Source organism: Antarctobacter albus (assembly GCF_900101505.1).
GTDB classification, from domain to species: Bacteria; Pseudomonadota; Alphaproteobacteria; order Rhodobacterales; family Rhodobacteraceae; genus Antarctobacter; species Antarctobacter albus.
Genome location: NZ_FMZI01000001.1, coordinates 1 through 17,193, shown reverse-complemented (window position 1 = coordinate 17,193; position 17,193 = coordinate 1). Strand labels below are relative to the sequence as shown.

15 protein-coding genes, 1 tRNA gene and 1 rRNA gene are annotated in these 17,193 nt (G+C 64.2%); 4 read left to right on the top strand and 13 right to left on the bottom strand.

Annotated features, from left to right (window positions below; all coding sequences use genetic code 11):
• Nucleotides 1–43: 43 nt before the first annotated feature.
• A complete protein-coding gene (locus BLQ71_RS00090; RefSeq protein ID WP_074620283.1) occupies nucleotides 44–871 on the bottom strand; it encodes a phosphogluconate dehydrogenase C-terminal domain-containing protein in 828 nt (275 codons plus the stop codon).
• A gap of 105 nt (nucleotides 872–976) precedes the next feature.
• Between BLQ71_RS00090 and BLQ71_RS00085 the strand changes: the two genes are divergently transcribed.
• A complete protein-coding gene (locus BLQ71_RS00085; protein WP_074620282.1) occupies nucleotides 977–2,329 on the top strand; it encodes a four-carbon acid sugar kinase family protein in 1,353 nt (450 codons plus the stop codon).
• Here the strand turns inward: BLQ71_RS00085 and nanR are convergent.
• The 7 genes from nanR to BLQ71_RS00050 all read right to left on the bottom strand — a co-directional run bounded on the left by nanR (nucleotide 2,326) and on the right by BLQ71_RS00050 (nucleotide 10,167).
• Nucleotides 2,326–3,036: a transcriptional regulator NanR gene (gene nanR / locus BLQ71_RS00080; protein ID WP_074620657.1), complete on the bottom strand. Its 711-nt coding sequence runs from the start codon at nucleotides 3,034–3,036 to the stop codon at nucleotides 2,326–2,328. The two genes, BLQ71_RS00085 and nanR, sit on opposite strands and share 4 nt — an antisense overlap.
• Before the next feature lie 74 nt (nucleotides 3,037–3,110).
• A complete protein-coding gene (locus BLQ71_RS00075) occupies nucleotides 3,111–4,838 on the bottom strand; it encodes a D-apionate lactonase family protein (protein ID WP_074620281.1) in 1,728 nt (575 codons plus the stop codon).
• Nucleotides 4,835–5,854: a Gfo/Idh/MocA family protein gene (locus tag BLQ71_RS00070; RefSeq protein ID WP_074620280.1), complete on the bottom strand. Its 1,020-nt coding sequence runs from the start codon at nucleotides 5,852–5,854 to the stop codon at nucleotides 4,835–4,837. Before BLQ71_RS00070 ends, BLQ71_RS00075 begins: the two co-directional genes overlap by 4 nt.
• 13 nt (nucleotides 5,855–5,867) lie before the next feature.
• Complete coding sequence (locus BLQ71_RS00065; RefSeq protein WP_074620279.1) at nucleotides 5,868–6,932, bottom strand: ABC transporter permease; 1,065 nt, start codon at nucleotides 6,930–6,932, stop codon at nucleotides 5,868–5,870.
• Nucleotides 6,929–8,503, bottom strand: coding sequence for a sugar ABC transporter ATP-binding protein (locus tag BLQ71_RS00060; RefSeq protein ID WP_074620278.1), 1,575 nt, complete (start codon nucleotides 8,501–8,503; stop codon nucleotides 6,929–6,931). The genes BLQ71_RS00065 and BLQ71_RS00060 overlap by 4 nt, the downstream gene beginning before the upstream one ends.
• A complete protein-coding gene (locus BLQ71_RS00055; protein WP_074620277.1) occupies nucleotides 8,500–9,150 on the bottom strand; it encodes a DUF2291 family protein in 651 nt (216 codons plus the stop codon). Before BLQ71_RS00055 ends, BLQ71_RS00060 begins: the two co-directional genes overlap by 4 nt.
• Nucleotides 9,151–9,213: 63 nt before the next feature.
• On the bottom strand, nucleotides 9,214–10,167 hold the full coding sequence (locus tag BLQ71_RS00050; protein ID WP_074620276.1) for a D-ribose ABC transporter substrate-binding protein: 954 nt from the start codon (nucleotides 10,165–10,167) through the stop codon (nucleotides 9,214–9,216).
• Nucleotides 10,168–10,298: 131 nt separating this feature from the next.
• Between BLQ71_RS00050 and oiaX the strand changes: the two genes are divergently transcribed.
• Both oiaX and BLQ71_RS00040 read left to right on the top strand, forming a co-directional pair.
• Nucleotides 10,299–11,543, top strand: coding sequence for a 3-oxo-isoapionate-4-phosphate decarboxylase OiaX (gene oiaX / locus BLQ71_RS00045; RefSeq protein WP_074620275.1), 1,245 nt, complete (start codon nucleotides 10,299–10,301; stop codon nucleotides 11,541–11,543).
• Nucleotides 11,544–11,702: 159 nt separating this feature from the next.
• Nucleotides 11,703–12,764 (top strand): hypothetical protein, encoded by a 1,062-nt coding sequence (locus BLQ71_RS00040; protein ID WP_074620274.1) that lies wholly within the window; start codon nucleotides 11,703–11,705, stop codon nucleotides 12,762–12,764.
• Nucleotides 12,765–13,467: 703 nt separating this feature from the next.
• Here the strand turns inward: BLQ71_RS00040 and minE are convergent.
• From minE to minC, 3 genes are read right to left on the bottom strand one after another with little or no spacing between them, the layout of a single operon-like run.
• On the bottom strand, nucleotides 13,468–13,752 hold the full coding sequence (gene minE / locus BLQ71_RS00030; protein WP_074620272.1) for a cell division topological specificity factor MinE: 285 nt from the start codon (nucleotides 13,750–13,752) through the stop codon (nucleotides 13,468–13,470).
• Nucleotides 13,749–14,597: a septum site-determining protein MinD gene (gene minD / locus BLQ71_RS00025; RefSeq protein ID WP_043140129.1), complete on the bottom strand. Its 849-nt coding sequence runs from the start codon at nucleotides 14,595–14,597 to the stop codon at nucleotides 13,749–13,751. Before minD ends, minE begins: the two co-directional genes overlap by 4 nt.
• Entirely contained in the window at nucleotides 14,594–15,490 is an 897-nt protein-coding gene (gene minC / locus BLQ71_RS00020) for a septum site-determining protein MinC (RefSeq protein WP_308421223.1), read from the bottom strand. The genes minD and minC overlap by 4 nt, the downstream gene beginning before the upstream one ends.
• Nucleotides 15,491–15,928: 438 nt before the next feature.
• Here minC and BLQ71_RS27020 point away from each other — a divergent pair, with 438 nt between their 5' ends.
• Nucleotides 15,929–16,792 carry a recombinase zinc ribbon domain-containing protein gene (locus tag BLQ71_RS27020; protein ID WP_083342128.1) on the top strand — a complete coding sequence of 288 codons (864 nt, stop codon included), beginning with the start codon at nucleotides 15,929–15,931 and terminating at the stop codon, nucleotides 16,790–16,792.
• On the opposite strand, the gene BLQ71_RS00010 is transcribed toward BLQ71_RS27020, so the two are convergent.
• A tRNA-Met gene (locus tag BLQ71_RS00010) sits at nucleotides 16,749–16,825 on the bottom strand. The two genes, BLQ71_RS27020 and BLQ71_RS00010, sit on opposite strands and share 44 nt — an antisense overlap.
• 98 nt (nucleotides 16,826–16,923) lie before the next feature.
• Nucleotides 16,924–17,038: ribosomal RNA gene (gene rrf, locus BLQ71_RS00005) — 5S ribosomal RNA — on the bottom strand.
• Nucleotides 17,039–17,193 lie beyond the last annotated feature (155 nt).

Here is a 17,193-nt window from a genome sequence, read left to right as displayed (position 1 = left end):
TCAAGCCAAGTAGGCCGCCCCGAACAGGGGCGGCCCATTCAAGTCACGTGATGCGCCGGATGCTGGCGGCGATCTCGTCCATTTCAAAGACGTTTTTCCAGTCGTCGCGCATGAGGGCGGGCTTGCCGAACTCGATGGCCTTGTTGCAAGCGTCCGAGAACTGGCCCTCGACCTCGTCGAAGATCACTGCGCCGAGGATGTTCATGTGCCCCAGCAGGAAATCCCGCGCGCAGTCATAGCTGACACCGCGTTTGACGACCTCGTCCATCGCCTCGCGCATCACCACCAGCAGCGAGGCACAGACGGTTTCCGACAGGCCCGGCTCCAGCAGGGCCATCTGTTCGACGGTGACCCGATAGGTGCGGGCGACCGGGGCATAGATCGCGCGGGCGATGGCATCGCCCAGCGCGTAATGCTCTTCCGGCCCCTGCATCAGCGAGTTGACCACGCCCTGTTGCGCCGCGACGCCGCCGAAATGGTCCTTGCGACCGGCCTCGGTGGATTCGTCGTTGAAGATCGGCGGATGGCAGGGATGGGTCACGAAATAGGTGATGTCCTCCCGTTCCGGCAGGTGCCCGGCATAGGGCGCGGCCGCATCCAGGATGACCACCATCGTGCCCGGTGCCAGCGTCGGCACGACGTTCGCCGCAACCTTGCCGATCACGGTGTCCGGCACCGCAAGGATGACAACTTCTGCCCCCTGCAACCCGGTTTCGGCATCGACGGCCTCGACACCGACCTCGGTCTTCAGGCGCGCCTTTCCGGGGTCGCTGATCTCGATATGGCTGACGTCGAAATCCGTCTTCGCGAGGTTCAGCGAAAGACGGACCCCCATTTTGCCGCCAGCTCCGAAAAGCGCGACTTTGGTCATTATGGAATCCTCCGGTAAGGCTTGCTTAACTGGTATGATCAGATAATATCATACGAACAATGTCAACAGGCGACAGGCCTCTTGCCACGGGAAGGACCACATTTCATGACGCCAAGATTGGCCTGGCTGGGCGACGATTTCACCGGATCGGCCGCCGTGATGGAGGTGCTGGCCTTTGCGGGCCTGCGGACGGTGCTGTTTTCCGGCCCTCCGTCCGAGGCGCTGGCCGCCCGTTTCGCCGATGTCGAGGCGGTCGGCATCGCCACCACCGCGCGCACCGACAGCCCCGACGCCATGCGGGCCAACCTGCCTGCCCCCCTCGCCTGGCTGGACGCGACGGGCGCACCGATCCTGCATTACAAGGTCTGTTCCACCTTCGATTCCGCACGGCACAGCGGCAACATCGGCACCGCCATCGAATTGTGCCTGGCCCAGCGCGCCTCGGCTGGTGTGCCGCTGGTCACCGCTGCCCCGCAAATGCGGCGCTACCAGGCGTTCGGGCACCTGTTTGCGGGCACCTTCGACGGTGTCTTTCGGCTGGACCGCCACCCGGTGATGTCCCGCCACCCGGTCACCCCGATGACCGAGTCCGACCTCTTGCGCCACCTCTCGGCGCAGACCGACCTGCCCTCTGCCCTGCTGGACCTGGAAACGCTCTGGTCCGGCGAGGCCCAGGCGGCACTGGATCACGCCCTGGACAACGGTGCACGCATCCTGTCCTGCGACAGCATGGAGCCGCTCAGTGAAACTGCCGTCGGCAAGCTGATCTGGGAGAACCGCAATCGCCTGCGCGTGGCGGTCGGTTCTCAGGGACTGGAATATGCGCTGGTGCGTCACTGGCAACAGACCGGCGAGCTGCCACCGCGCCCGCCGGTGCAGGGCGCCGGCAAGGTGGCGCAGATCGCCGCCGTCTCCGGCTCCGTCTCGCCCAGCACGGCGCGGCAGCTGGACTGGTCCGCCGCAAATGGCTTTGCGGTGATCCCCTTCGATACCGTATCCGTGCTGGGCGATCCCGGTACGCTGGCGGGTGAGATCGACCGTTGCGCAGGTGCCGCGACCGATGCGGCGCAGACCGGGGCCAGCCCGCTTGTCACCTCGGCCCAGGGTCCCGACGATCCGCGCGTCGCGGCGTTCCGCACCGCCCTGGCCACCAGCGGCGTGTCGGCGGAAACCGCCAATGCCCGGATCGGCCTGTCCCTGGGCCGCATCCTGGACCGCGTGCTTCAGCAAACCGGCTTGCGCCGCGCCGTCATCTCGGGCGGTGACACCTCGGGCCACGGGATGCGCGCGCTGGGGCTGGACGCACTGCAGGCACTGGCCCCCACCATCCCCGGCGCGGCGCTTTGCCAGGGCTTTGGCGGCAGTGCCCATGACGGGCTGCAAATCGCGCTCAAGGGCGGCCAGATGGGCAGCGAGGATTACTTTGGCTGGATCCGCGACGGCGGCGGGCCGCGTTAACCGTGCGGCCCGAAGGACACGCGTGAGCGTTCCAGGTGGCGGCGCATCTCCTCGACCGCGCCCTCGGCGTCATGCGCCTCGATGTGATCGACGATCTTGGCATGTTCGGCCAGGGTCACGTCCTCACTGCCGGAACGGTGCAACAGGCTGACATGATATTCGAACAACCAGCCCAGCATGGCATCCGACACCGACTGGATGATCGGGTTGCCCGCCAGCGAGGCCAGCTTGCGGTGAAAGGCCATGTCGGTGGTGATGAAGGCATTGGCATCGCCCAACTGGCTGCGCTGCAGGTCGATCAGGGCGCGCAGTTCCGCCACGTCGTCCGGCGTCGCATTCTCGGCGGCGACGCGCACCATGCCCAGTTCGAACATCTGGCGGGCGTGTTTGAGATGGTCGAGGTTGGCGGGCGCTGAATCCAGTACCAGCCGTGCCAGTTCGTCCGACTGGGTCAGCACGCTGGCCGCATTGAGTTCGTTCACCCGAGACCGTTCGCCGTGGCTGATGGTGATCAACCCGCTGTTGTGCAGCGATTGCAGCGCTTCGCGCACCGCCGGGCGACCCACGCCGAACCGTTCCATCAAGGCGCGCTCAGAGGGCATGTAGTCGCCGGGCTTCAGCTCGCGCGTGCGGATCATCTCGTGCAGACGCTCCAGCACCTGTTCCGACAATTTGCGGCGGACAATCTTGTCGGGGGCAGGTTTCATGGGGCTGTCCATTTCATGGGCTCCGGCGCGGACTCGTCAGGTAACATGATAAGTAGCCGTTTCAACTGCGCGGCTCAATCCATACCGCCGGACCAGCCATAGGGCATCAGCCCATGTCCGTCCTGCGGGGTCAGGTTGGCGCGCAGCCGCGTGGTCCCGGCGTCCAGCACCGCCAGCCCGTCGCGGACAGCGGCCTCTTGCACGTGTTGCCCCGCGATCCCGGACAGGGCCCGCAGGACCTGCGGCAAGGGTCCCGGATTGCCCACCACTCCGCGCGGACCATAGAGCGCCGCTGGCGTCCAGACGGCAATGTCGAACGGCGCCAGAGCCGCTGCCAGGCCCAGGGCATAGGCCGCGCCAAAGGCTCCACGGTGGCGCGGATCATCATCGGTCATGCAGACGCGCCCGGCGTCCGGGTTGGGAATGGTGCGAGAGCCATAAGGGTTCTGGCGCATGGCGATGGTCGCCGGTCCGATGCGATACGCGCGGTCCCCGATGAGCGCGCGGGCGGATCTTGCGATATGGGGCACGGCCTCCAGCGTTTCCATCACCGACAGGTCATCGGCGGCATGGACGATGGGGCAAAGCCCGTGGCTGACGAAATCCAGCGTCGCCAGTGGCGGGCGTTTGCGGTTGAGTTCCGTGAACAGGCTTGCCATCCCGCCGCCCCGGACGAGGCCGGGAAAGGCCCGCGCGGCGGCGGCGTGGATCTCTGCCAGCGGCGGACAGGCAGGCCATTCGGACCCCGGCGGCGTCGATTGCCGATCTACAGAGGGCACGACCAGCACAGAGGCCGGGGCAAAACCGCTGGCCGCGACGGCGTCGGCATGGGCCTGCAATTCGGCCTCCGGCGTCTGCGTGCCGTCGAACCGGCAGACCAGTTCCAGGTCATAGGCCACGTCGGGCCGTGCCGCCTGTGCCCGCGCAAAGGGCGCGATCTGCGGCGCGACAGGCCCTTTGGCCGCGTCCACGTGGCACAACAGGCGCTGCGGACACACCGGGTCCAGATCGCCGGGATTGTCCGCCAGCCGTCCTGCGTCCGTCGCATCCAGCACCAGCGCCATTTCCGGAAAGCGCGCCTCCTCCGGCGCGGGACAGGTGGCGATAGGCGCCGTCTGGCACGCTTCCCAGGTGATCTCGACGGATTGCTCCAGCGCCCCGCCATCCGGGATGACATAGGGCCAGGGCAAGGCCAGCGGGCGGTTGTAGGTCTTGTAGGAGGCATCGCCCCACTGGCGCTGATCCTCCATCTCGAAGGTATCGCCCAGTAAGGCGCAGCGCACGCGCAACCCGTTGGCCCGATGCTCCAGCGCGGCAATGTCCATGAAGGGCTGCCAGGGGTCGATCAACTCGGGAAAGTGGCTGTCCTCGACCTGCCCGTCCGCATGGGTCACACGCGCCGGACAGCCCGCGACACCCTCGATCGGATGCAACAGGGTAAAGCCGGCGCGGTTTGTTTCGAAATCCCCGGAGGCCTTGCCCCGGGCATGGACCGTCAGCCGCCCTGCCCCGAGGGAGATCATCAGGTCGACATCCAGCCGCGCCGTCCCGGTGTCGAAGCACATCGGCAAGGAGAGGTGCAGCGCACCGTCCCGGTTGTCGCGGGTCAGCGTCCCAAGGGTCGGCGCGATGGTGCCCCAGTCGCGATCCCGTGCCAGGAAAGCGACGGAGCGGATGATTTCGACACCACCCAAGCGGATGTGGCGCAGCGCGCCGTCCTGCAGGTGCAGTGTCACCTCGCCATGCCGGATCTCCTCGGAAACAGCGGGCGGCTGATCGGTGCCATAAAGCGCCAGGCTCATAGCTCTGACAACGCGACGTTGCGCCCCTCCGCCGCCGACAGGTAAGCCGCCTCGACCAGCGCAAAGGTCCGCAGGTTGTCCGCGCCCGAGGTCTCGGGCGTGCGGCCCGCCGCGAGGCAATCGACGAAATGCTGCTGGATCAACGCCACGCTTTCCTGGATGTTGTGCCAGGGCCGTTCCGCCCAGGGCAGCACAGGCGGCGAGACATCGCGTACCTCCTCCTGCCCGTCGCGCTGGATCGTCAGGCGATAGCCCGCGTCCAGCCGCAAGAAGCCCTCGGTGCCGTCGATTTCCAGAAGGGTTTCGGGAAAGGTTTCGGGCATCCGCCGCGTGGCATAGGAACAATCCACCATGGAGGTCACTCCGCCACCGTGGGACAGCAGCATGGTGGCCACGTCCTCGCCACGGATGTTCGGGTTGATCCGCCTGGTGGTGGCGCTGATCCGGTCCACGTCCCCGAACAGGGCACGGGCAATGTCGAGGATATGGATGCCCAGGTCCTCGATGATGAAACGCTCGCCTTCGGCAAGGTAGGGCTGCCCGGAAAAGACGTCATAGCCGGACCGGAAACTCACCCGGCCAAAGAAGGGCGTTCCGATGGCTCCGCCGCGCAGGGCCTCGATGGCCGCGCGCACCGCCGATTGCCAGCGAAAGTTCTCATGCACCATCAGCGTCTTGCCCGTGGCCTCGACCGCCGCGATCATGGCGCGGGCGTCGTCCATGTTCAGAGCAAAGGGTTTTTGGCAGATGACATGCACACCGGCCGCTGCCGCCATTTCGACCAGCGGGCGATGCGAGGGGACGGTGGTCGCGATATCGACGAAATCGAACCCGCCTGCCGCAAACATCTCCGCCGCATCGGCGTAGCGGCGGTCGATGCCGAAAGCCTCGCCCGCCTCGGCCAGGCGGGTCTCGTCCCGGTCGCAGATCGCGACGATCTCGGCCCCCGTCACATCCGCCCAGCCGTGCAGTTGATTGCGGGCAAAGAAACCGCAGCCGATAAGTGCGCCCTTCATGCCATCCCTCCTCTTACTTGCCCAGCGCGGCCTGGGCCTGCAGCGCGACCTTGGCCTGGACCTTTTGCTGCGCCTGGTCGATGACCACGGCCGCGATGATGACAAGCCCCTTGATAACGGTCTGCCAGAAGGCTGACACCCCCATCATCACCAACCCGTCCGACAGCACACCGATCACGAAGGCGCCGACGATCGTCCCGCCGATGCGCCCGCGCCCGCCGGACATGGAGGTCCCGCCCAGAACCGCCGCCGCGATGGCGTTCAGCTCGAAAGTGTCGCCGGTGGCCGGATGGGCCGCAACCAGCTGCGAAGAGATGATGATCCCCACCAGCGCGGCGCAGAAGCCCGAGAACATGTAGACGAAATACTTGACCTGGGTGACCTTGACCCCCGACAGGCCCGCCGCACGTTCGTTGCCGCCGACGGCATAGATGAACCGGCCCAGGGGCGTGCGGCGCGCGATATAGGCCGCCAGGACACCCACCGCGATCAGCATCCAGATCGAGATCGGCACGCCCAGGAAATCGCCCGATCCGATCATGCGGTAGCTCTGCGAGCCATACTCCGCGTTGCCCGAGAGGTTCGGAAAAGTCTTGCCGTCGCTGGACAGCATTGCCGCCCCGCGCGCGATGTAAAGCGTCCCGAGCGTGGCGATAAAGGGCGCCACGTTCAGCCTGGTGATCAGGAACCCGTTCAGCGCCCCGATGGCGATCCCCACCAGCGCGACCATCAGGCAGATTTCCAGCGTGTTGAACTGGATCGACCAGCCAAGCCCGATGTCGATCCCGTTCAGCAGCAGGTAGCCCGCCACCATCCCGCAAAGCCCGACGATGGAGCCCACCGACAGATCGATCCCGCCCGAGACGATGACAAAGGTCATCCCGATGGCCAGAAAGGCGTTCAGCGCCACGTGTTTCGACATGATGACCATGTTCGCCGCCGACAGGAAGTTCGGCGCGAAGATCGAAAAGAACACGAAGACGAGGATCAGCGCGATGAAGGTTCGCGCCTTCAGGATCAATAACAGCGTCGCGTTGGGGCTGGAGGCCCCGGCGGCACTTGCGGTCATGTCGGTCATTGTGCGGTCTCCCTTTCCGCGTCCTGTTCTGACAGGGGCGCGTGGCCGACGGCGGATGCGCTGACCAGCGCCGTTTCCGTGACCTCCTCCCTGCTGAATTCTCCGGTGATCCGCCCGTCCGACATCACGATGATGCGGTCCGACAGGCTCATGACCTCTTCGAGGTCGGATGTGACAAAGACGATGCCCAGCCCCTCGGCGGCCAGCTGGCGCATGACGCGAAAGACCTCGGCCTTGGCGCCGATGTCGATCCCGCGCGAGGGTTCGTCCATCAACAGCACCTTGGGCCCGGTCATCAGCGCCTTGGAAATCACCACCTTCTGCTGGTTGCCGCCCGAGAGCGCGGACACCGGATGTTCCGGCGAGGCGATCTTGATCACCATGCGGCGCACGAAATCCGCCACGCGCGAGCGTTCTTTGCCCAGGTCCATGTGCACGCCCCGGGTGAAGCTGCCGACAGAGGACAGCGTCATGTTCTCGCGGATCGACAGGATCTGGACCAGCCCGTCATGCTTGCGGTCCTCCGGGATCAGGGCCAGTCCTTTGGCGATCCGGTCGGGGACCGAGGGCCGGCCCATCTTGTCGCCCTGCACCCAGACATCGCCTACGGCATGGGAATGCCGGCCGATGATCGTCTCCAGCAGTTCGGTCCGTCCGGCGCCCATCAGCCCGTAGATCCCAAGGATCTCACCCGCGCGCAGCGACAGGGACACGCCGTCCACCGCAAAGCCGCCACTGGTATCCGCCAGGCGCATGTTCTCGACCCGCAGGGCCTCGTCGCCAAAGGGATGTTCGATCTCCTTGGCGAAATCCTTGGAGCTGTCGCCAATCATGTTGCGCACGATCCAGGGAATATCGACGCCTTCCATCGACTGCGCCCCGGTGATCGTCCCGTCGCGCAGGACGGTGATGTAGTCTCCGACGCGGATCAGTTCCTCCAGCCGGTGCGAGATGTAGACGATGCCGACGCCTTCGGCCTTCAGTTCCTCGATCACGCGAAACAGGATCTCGACCTCTGCGTTCGACAGGGCCGAGGTCGGCTCGTCCAGGATCAGAATGCGGGCGTCGCGCGACAGGCTCTTGGCGATCTCGACGATCTGCTGTTGCCCGACCTTCAGATCACCGACCAGCGTGTCCGGGTCGATGTCATGTTCCAGACGTTGCATCAGGGCGCGCGTGGCCTCGCGCTGCGCCGACATGTCGATATCGATGCCGCCGCGGGTCTTTTCATGCGCCATGAAGATATTGTCGGCCACGGTCAGGTTCGGGAACAGGTTGAGTTCCTGGAAGACGATGCCGATGCCATTCCGTTCGGCATCGTCGGTGGAGGTGAAATTCACCTCTTCGCCGTTCATTGTCACCGTGCCCGAGGTCAGCTGTTCGACCCCGGCGATGACCTTCATCATGGTGGATTTTCCTGCACCGTTCTCGCCCACCAGCACGTTGACCGCCCCCATGCGCAGGTCGAAATCAACCTCCTTGAGGGCGATGGTGCCGGGATAGACCTTGGTGCCGCCACGGATCGACAGGCCGATCGGGTGGGCGCTGCCGGGGTCGGGATCGAGGGTCATGGAGTGGCCCCCATCTCGATTTCGACCGGCACGATTTCCGGCGTGTCACCTGCGGCGCGCAGGGTGAAGACACCGGTGAAACTGACCGTCTGGCCGATCACGTCGCCTTCGGGCCGGGTCAGCCCGGCACTGGCACGTTCGTTCATCGCACGGGCCAGCTTGGCAAATTCGATCTGGTCGCGGAAATCGGTGAAAACGACAAATGGCATGGCGTCGCGCATGGCGGTGCCGCGAATGATCGGCCCCAGCTGCAGCACCACGTCGGCGGCGCCGTCACTGTCCATGTCCACCTGCATCTTGGCGGCACGGCTGTCGAGCTTGGCCTCTGTTACGGTCCCGGTGCCCGAGACGACGAAATTCCAGGGGTTGGCCTCACCGTCCGGGCGCAGGCCGTGCGCTTCGCCGGCCGCGTCCAGCCCTTGTGCCAGCGCCTGACGCCAGGTGTCGTACGCCACCTCATGTTCGGCGATGACCGGCAATACCTGCGACTCCCAGTTCGCGTCGACATAGGCCGCCATGCGGGCCTCGTCGGTCCGGCTTGCCAGGGCTTCGGATTGGTCGTTGGGATCGGGATTGGGCACGATCTTGCAGGCCGCCGCAGGCAGCAACAGACAGACCAGCGCACCCGACAGGATCGCTTGGCGCATGGGACTTCCGGTGTTGTTCGAGGATGGGGCGGCCCGGCTTCAGAGCCGGGCCGCCGGGGTCAATCAGCTTGCGTCGGCAAGGGCGAAGGTTTCCAGCCGCCCGGCGTTGTCCGGCGTGATCAGCACGCAGTCCATCAGCTGTTTCTCCGGCTGACCGGTCGACCCCGTGCGCAGGTATTCGTCCGCCTGCTCGACCGCCAGCTGTGCCTGGCGATAGGCCGGTTGCAGCACGGTCGCCTTGATCCCGCCGGCCAGGATCGAATCCCGCACGTCGTTGGAACCGTCAAAGCCCACCACGATCACGTCGGTGCGGCCCGCCGCCTCGAGTGCGGCCCAGGCGCCCATCGCCATCGTGTCGTTGCCGCAGATCACGCCCTTGATCCCCGGATTGGCCTGCAGGATGGTTTCCATCTTCTCGTAGCCTTCGGTCTGCGACCAGTTGGCGGACTGCTGCGCGACCATCTGAAGATCCGGGTACTGGTCGATGATGTCGTGATACCCGGCCGAGCGGATGCCCGCGTTGGTATCTGCCTCGCGGCCCAGCAGTTCGACGTAGGGGCCCTTTTCGCCCATGAGCGCGACGAATTCCTCGGCCCCCAGCTGCGCGCCCTGGTAGTTGTTCGACACAATCTGGCTGATGGCGATGCCGCTGGTCTTGATCTCGCGGTCGATCAGGAAGGACGGGATGCCCGCGTCCTTGGCCCGCTGGACCGGCGCGACAGAGGCATCGGCCCCGGCATTGTCACAGATGATCGCGACCGCGCCGCGTGCGATGGCCGTGTCGAACATCTCGGACTGCTTGTTGGGATCGTCGTCATGCACCAGGACAAGGGTCTCATAGCCCAGTTCCAGTGCCCGCGCCTCGGCGCCCACGGCTTCGGCCTTGAAGAAGGGGTTGTCGTGGCTCGGGGTGATGATCGCGATCAGGCCTTTGCCTTGTGCCTGGGCCGCGCGGACAGTCGGCAGAACCGCCGTAATGGCCAGACCGGATACAAAGAGACGACGTGTAATGCTCATGAATCATTCCTCCAAAGATCAGTCGGCCCGTTACGGGTCCTACCTCCCTGATCACGGTTAACCTGTGATATGATTACATGATTGTCAACAGGTATGATGAGTACTACAGTCCCCCCCTGACAGGAGACCTCATGATCGACGATTTCATCCGTGTGACCTATCGCATCGAATGCCCCGGCAGCGTCGAGGCGATGGCGGCAAAGATCGCCTCGGACCAATCCACCGGGACCTTCACGGAATTGCCTGGCGAAACCGACGCGGTGCGCAAACGCTGCGCGGCCCGGGTGGAAAGCGTGACCGCCCTGCCCCCTGTGGACCGGCCCGGCTTTCCGACCGACACCCCCGGCCCCTACAACCGTGGCGACGCAGTGATCGCCTATCCGCTGGAAGCGATCGGCACCGACATCGCGGCGCTGATGACGGTGACGGTCGGCGGCGTCTATGCCGCACGTGGGCTGACCGGGGTGCGGGTGATGGACTTCGACCTGCCAGATGCCTGGTCCTGCCATCCCGGACCGCAATTCGGCATCAGGGGGTCCCGGCGCCTGACCGGCGTCGAAGAAGGGCCGATCATCGCCTCGATCATCAAGCCCTCGCTGGGGCTGACACCCGAGGACACCGCCGAAGTGGTGGCCGAGCTTTGCGCCGCCGGGGTCGATTTCATCAAGGACGACGAAAAGATGATGAACCCCGGCTACGCCTCGCTAGAGGCGCGGGTCGATGCCATCATGCCGGTGATCGACGCCCATGCGCAGAAGACCGGCAAGCGGGTGATGTATGCCTTTGGCATTTCGTCGGCCGATCCCGACCAGATGATGCGCGGGCACGACCATGTCGTGAAACGCGGCGGCAACGCGGCGGTCATCAACATCAACTCGATCGGACCGGGCGGCATGAGCTTCCTGCGCAAACGCTCGCAGCTGTGTCTGCACGCGCATCGCAACGGCTGGGACATCCTGACCCGCCATCCGGCGCTGGGGATGGAATTCCGCGCCTACCAAAAGCTCTGGCGCCTGCTGGGCGCCGACCAGTTCCAGATCAATGGCATCGCGGCCAAGTACTGGGAACCGGACGAGAGCTTTGTCAAAAGCTTCCATGACGTGATGACCCCCATCTTTTCCGAGGACGACAGGCCCCTGCCGGTCGTCTGTTCGGGCCAGTGGGGCGGACAGGCGGTCGAGACCTACAACCGCACGGGCCGGACACTGGACCTGATGTACCTGGGCGGTGGCGGCATTCACGGGCACCCGATGGGCGCCGCCGCAGGCGTTCAGGCGATCCGGCAAGCCTGGGAGGCCGCCGCCGAAGGCCTGTCGCTGCAGGACAAGGCGCAGCAGCATCCAGAGCTGCGGGCCTCGCTGGACAAGTGGGGATAGGCGGCGCGCGTACATGACAGTTCCCGGGAGGAAACACCGAGGACGGGGGCGCAGGCGGCAAAAGCGCGGTTTGCAGGTGATCACGCAGGCGTGTATCAGGTGCTGAGGGCGGCACTCTGCCCATCCTGCGCATTTCCTCTGTAGCCAAGCGTGTCCAAGATGCCCAATCTTCTGATCCACATCGGCCAGGGAAAGACCGGCTCGACCTCTATCCAGAACTTCCTGCGCGCCAATCCCGAGATGCTGCGCGACGCGGGTGTGCTGTTCCCCGAGACCGGCAAGCACACCAATCACCAGGACATCTTTTCCTATCTCACCGACGACGTGAAACAGCACGATCCCCGGCTGAGTGGCGCCCGTGCCGACAACCGCAAACGGGCCCTGGGCGAGGCGTTCTGGAAAGATGCCCGCGACACCATCCGCAAGACCAACCCACGGCTCGTGATCCTGTCCTGCGAAAACCAGTTCCGCCCCTTTCCCGCTGCAGCGCTTCAGCGTCTGACCGAAGAACTGCGCCCCCTTTTCAGCCACATCGACGTCTGTGCCTACCTGCGCGACCCGGCTTCGCATTTCCTGTCCTCCGCCCAGCAAGACCTGAAGAAACGTCCCGATTTCGCGATTCCCTCGCGCAGCTATTTCCGTGACACGCTGGACCCCTGGCGCCTTCATGGCCCCGGCCCCCTGACCTGCGTGCGCTTTGCCCGGTCCGAACTGGCCAGCCAGGACGTGGTGACGGATTTCTGCCAGCGCTTCGCCGGGATCGATCCTGCCGGCGCAAAACACTCGGCCACCGAGGACAACACGAGCCTCAGCCCCGAGGCGATGGAAATCATGCAGCGCTACCTGCGCGGCGAGATCGACGCCCCGACCCGCTATCACGCCAAACGCACGCAACGGATGAAGGCGCTTGTGCAGGAGGCCGACGGCAATTGCCCCGGCTTTTCGCGGCCGCGTTTGCGCGACGGTCTGAAAGAGGCGATCGAGGCCCGGGCACAGGACCTCGACTGGCTGGACCAGACGTTCGGTGTCCGCTTTCCCGAAATCGGCCAGCCCGCCCTATCGCCAGAAGAGGCGGAGCAGCGCATCCGCGGCCTGAGCAGGGTTTCGGACGTCTGCGTCACCGACCCCGACCGGATCGAGGCCCTGCAGGCAGAGATTGCCCGCCTTGCAGCGGGCCGCCGGAGCCTGTTCGACCTGTTCGCGAGGGGGGCGCGCAACTGACGCAGGTAGGCTTGAAAAGGGTTGAATGGTCTTCAAAATGATCGAGGCAGGTGGCACTAAATCCCCGCATTGACCGGAGCGAGGCAGACGATGCGCGACAGAGCAATTGGCCTGATGATCTCGGGCTCCGGCCGTTCGCGAACGACGAACCTCAGCATTCTTTTGTCGCAAGGCGAAAACGTCTTGAACATCGGCCAGTTGCGCGATGTCTGGGCGGGTTGGCCCCCGATGTCCCCTGCACCTGCGGCCATAGCCTGACGGACTGCGCATCCTGGGGGCCGTGCGCGCCGAGGCCTACCCGGGACAGGCCGCCGAACAGGCAGACCGGCTGGACGCCGAAAGACGCGCCTTCATGACAGAGGCGGCGAGCCTGACCGGGCCCCGCCACCGCAACCATTCAGGGTGAGGAGAGGTAGCAGTGATACCGTCTTTGGCCCAAGTTTCGGCGTAGCCCCGATGCCGCGCGCGCGCCGTCAAAATGGTGTCCCCTTGCGAGAGCGTAGGAGCGATCTGGTGGGATTTCGTCCTGCCCGACAGGCGCAGCGGCTGGACTGTGGCGAAACACCTGTTGAGGTGACGCCCAAGCGAGCCCTGCCCGCCCCTGTCCCCCAAAAGCGATACTTCACTCGGACCGAAGAACAGCGGCATGTCCGATCCAGCAGCCGGACGTACAATTTGGTGAACGTCACCACCATCGCGCCCATCAGTCCTTTGAGCGCAATCGAGCCGTTTTGGCCGCGGGAATCTCGACATTGATCTCGAGGCTCGAAACGTCCTTGCTCCGGTCCATCCGGACGTCGACATCGTCCATCTCGATATCCACGTATTTCCGAACCGCCTGCACGATGTCACGCTGAAGAGCCGGCAGGTAGTCCGGCGCACCCGAACCCCGACCGCGTTCATGCGCCAGCAGGATCTGCAGGCGATCTTTCGCCGTCTGCGCCGATTTCGCGCGGCGCGACCTGAGAGACAGACCGAACAGGCTCATGCCGACCGTCCGAAAAGCCGATGGAACAGCCCCGGGCGGCGCTCGCCTGTAACCCGCATCTCCACTTCCTGGCCGGTCAGCCGAGCGACCGCGTCCTCATAGGCTCTGGAGGCGGCGGAGGGTTCGTCCAGCACAACCGGCGTGCCGACGTTTGATGCCCGCAACACCGCCTGGCTTTCCGGAATGATCCCCAGCAAAGGCACCGCCAGGATTTCCAGCACGTCCTCGACCGTCATCATCTCGCCCCTGTCGACCCGGGCGCGATCGTGGCGCGTCAGCAGGACTTGGGCCTTGACAGGTTCGGCACCCTCGGTTTCCGCGCGCTGTGTCTGGCTGCTGAGCAGTCCCAGCACTCGGTCGCTGTCGCGCACGGAAGAGACCTCGGGATTGGTCACGACAACGGCCTCGTCAGCGAAATACATCGCAAGATGCGCACCGCGCTCGATCCCGGCGGGGCTGTCGCAAATGATGTAGTCGAACTCCCTCTTCAATTCGTCCAACACTGCCTCGACGCCCTCCTTTGTCAGAGCATCCTTGTCGCGCGTCTGCGACGTTGGCAGGATCGAGAGCGTCTCCAGCCGCTTGTCACGAATTAGCGCCTGTTTGAGCCGTGCATCCCCTTGAATGACATTGATGAAGTCGAACACCACGCGCCGCTCGCAGCCCATCGTCATGTCGAGGTTGCGGAGACCTACATCGAAATCGATGACCACCGTCTTATGGCCCAGCTTGGCAAGGCCGGCAGAGATGGCAGCAGCCGAGGTGGTCTTGCCAACGCCGCCCTTGCCGGATGTGATCACGATGACCCGACCGAGGGGCGGTTCTGCTTTCATTTGCGTCGTCATGCGATCGCCTCCATGCATAGTTTTTCTTTTTCGAGGAAGATCTGCGCGCACCGGTCGCGTGCCGCGGGGTCGAGCGTATCACTGGTCTTGTAAAGTCCGGCGATGGCCACGAGTTCAGCGTCAAGTTTCCGGCAGAAGATACGCGCGTTCACGTTGCCATGTACGCCTGCCACGGCCCGGCCTCGCAGGGTGCCGTAGATATGGATGTTGCCACTGGCGACCACTTCTGCGCCCGACGCCACAGAGCCGACCACGGTCAGATCGCCGCGTTCTGCAACCACGATCTGCCCCGAACGAACCGGCGCGGTGACGATCTTGTTATCGGGCGGCAACAGTTTTTCGACGCCGCGTTTGCGGCGTGCCGCGTCATCCGGGCCCGGCTCGTCCCGCCCGGGACCGAGTGGGATGAGCCCCATGGACTGCAGGGCCGATTGATCGATGGGACCCGCGTTCTGAACGCCGAAGACCAAAAGGTTCCGTTCGCGAAGCTCATGCGCAAGGTCGCGAATCTTCTCTGGTGTGGCGATGCCGGGAGCCCTGGCGAAATCGAGCACCACCGGCGCCGCGGAAAAGAACTGCGGCGTCTGCTGCAACTGCTCGTCTAGCGCTTCGTAAAACGCGACATCGGGTGGGCCGCCTTCGAGCCGGAGCGCGAGCGCAGTCAGGAAACGGCCGCGGATCTGGAATGGTTTGACGACTGCCCGCGCGCGCGTGGGCCGTTCATTGGCGTGACGTGACGACACGATGATGCTCTGCTCCTGCTCGTTTTTCGGTAGCGAGTCGCCTCGCCCCGTTTTTGCTCTGGCTAAAGCGTTGAGAGGCGAGTGCCACATTGAAATTCGGACACCGCCGGATTTCAGCAGGAAGTCGCTGAAAGATTTCCGCGCTAGCACGGTCTCGGACCCCGGCGGCCGATGTCAGGGCAAAACCGTCAGATGCAAACGTGAAGAGGGACGCGCCACGCCAAATCGCCTCCACTTTTCAATTTAATTTCATTATATTACCCTGAAATCCACGCCAGCCGATCTGGCTTGCCGACATGACTGACCCGGTCCCCATTGAGTCCGCGTTTATGAGTTCGCTCTGTTCAGGGTTTGGCCCTCTACCGACCGTTGATGATACTCCCACGGGGTGAGCCCGTCGAGGCTCGTGTGGGGTCTCTTGCTCATCACGGGTATCCTTCGAGCACTTTACTCTCCGGTAGATCCGGGACGGTTCACGTCGGTCGGCTCGTCTGAATCCGTCAGCGTTTCGTGAAGGACCCTGACACCGGCAAGGGACAGGCCCGTCCGAACCCGCCGGAGGTGTGGGTGATCGAAGATGTTCCAAACATGAGGATCATCGAAGACGATCTCTGGTTTCGGGTGAAGCGTCGGCAAGGCGCGATCCGGGACGAGATCCTGGAGGCGCGTTCCGAAGAACCGGGTTCACGGGCGACAGAACGTGGCCGTCGGCCGCGTGACCTGCTTTCAGGGCTGTTGAACTGCGGGCACTGTGGTGCAGGCTACATCATGATCAGTGCGTCGCGTTACGGATGTTCTGCGGCTCGGAACCGCGGAACCTGCGATAATCGGCGCAGCATCGCACGGACGATCGTCGAGGCACGCGTGCTTAACGGGCTTCAGCATCATCTGATGCAGGCCGAGCTTGTTTCCGAGTTCATTCGGACCTTCCAAGACGAGATACAGAAGGAATGTTTGGCCACACTGGCCCCCCGGACCGAGGAGGAACGTCGCCTTGCAAAGGTGGTGAAGGAGATCGACAGGATCGTAACAGCGATCACCGAAGGACTGTTCCATCAGAGCATGAAGGCGAAGATGGATACTCTGGAGGCGGAGCGAGCTGAATTGGAGGCTAGGCTTTCTGCCACTCCGGCGCCAGAACCTGTGGCGCTGCACCCGGGGCTTTCGGATATTTATGCCCGGAAGGTGGCAAACCTCGCAGCGACACTCAACGCACCAGACACTCGGTCGGAGGCAGCGAAACTCCTGCGGACGCTTGTCGACAGGATTGTTCTGCACCCCGACGCGGATGCACCAAACGGCCATGAGATTGAACTTTTCGGGGAAATTGGAGCGATCTTATCGTTTCGCGTCGGTGAGTTACCGGAAACGCCGAAAGCCCGCCTTATGGGCGGGCTTTTTGGTATTTTGGTTGCGGGGGTAGGATTTGAACCTACGACCTTCAGGTTATGAGCCTGACGAGCTACCGGGCTGCTCCACCCCGCGCCAATTCCGGGTTTGTCTTCCGGTATTTTGGGCGACATTGGTTGGTGCACCAATGGTCGATTTTGACTTTTTGCATAGAGTGATTTGGTTTTTACTAGGTTTGGCGGCGACCTACTCTCCCACGTCTTGAGACGCAGTACCATTGGCGCGGTGGCACTTAACGGCCGGGTTCGGAATGGATCCGGGTGTTTTGCTCACGCTATGACCACCAAACCGAGTAAAAACCATTGCCGCGACGCGGCGATGGTTTTGGTGGGCGTCAGTGCATTTGCGGAGCAAATGTCACGGGAGCCCACACCCAACCATGCCAGGTGCGGCATCAATCAAGCTGTTGTCCATGTCATGACACGTATGGTGTATGCCTTGAA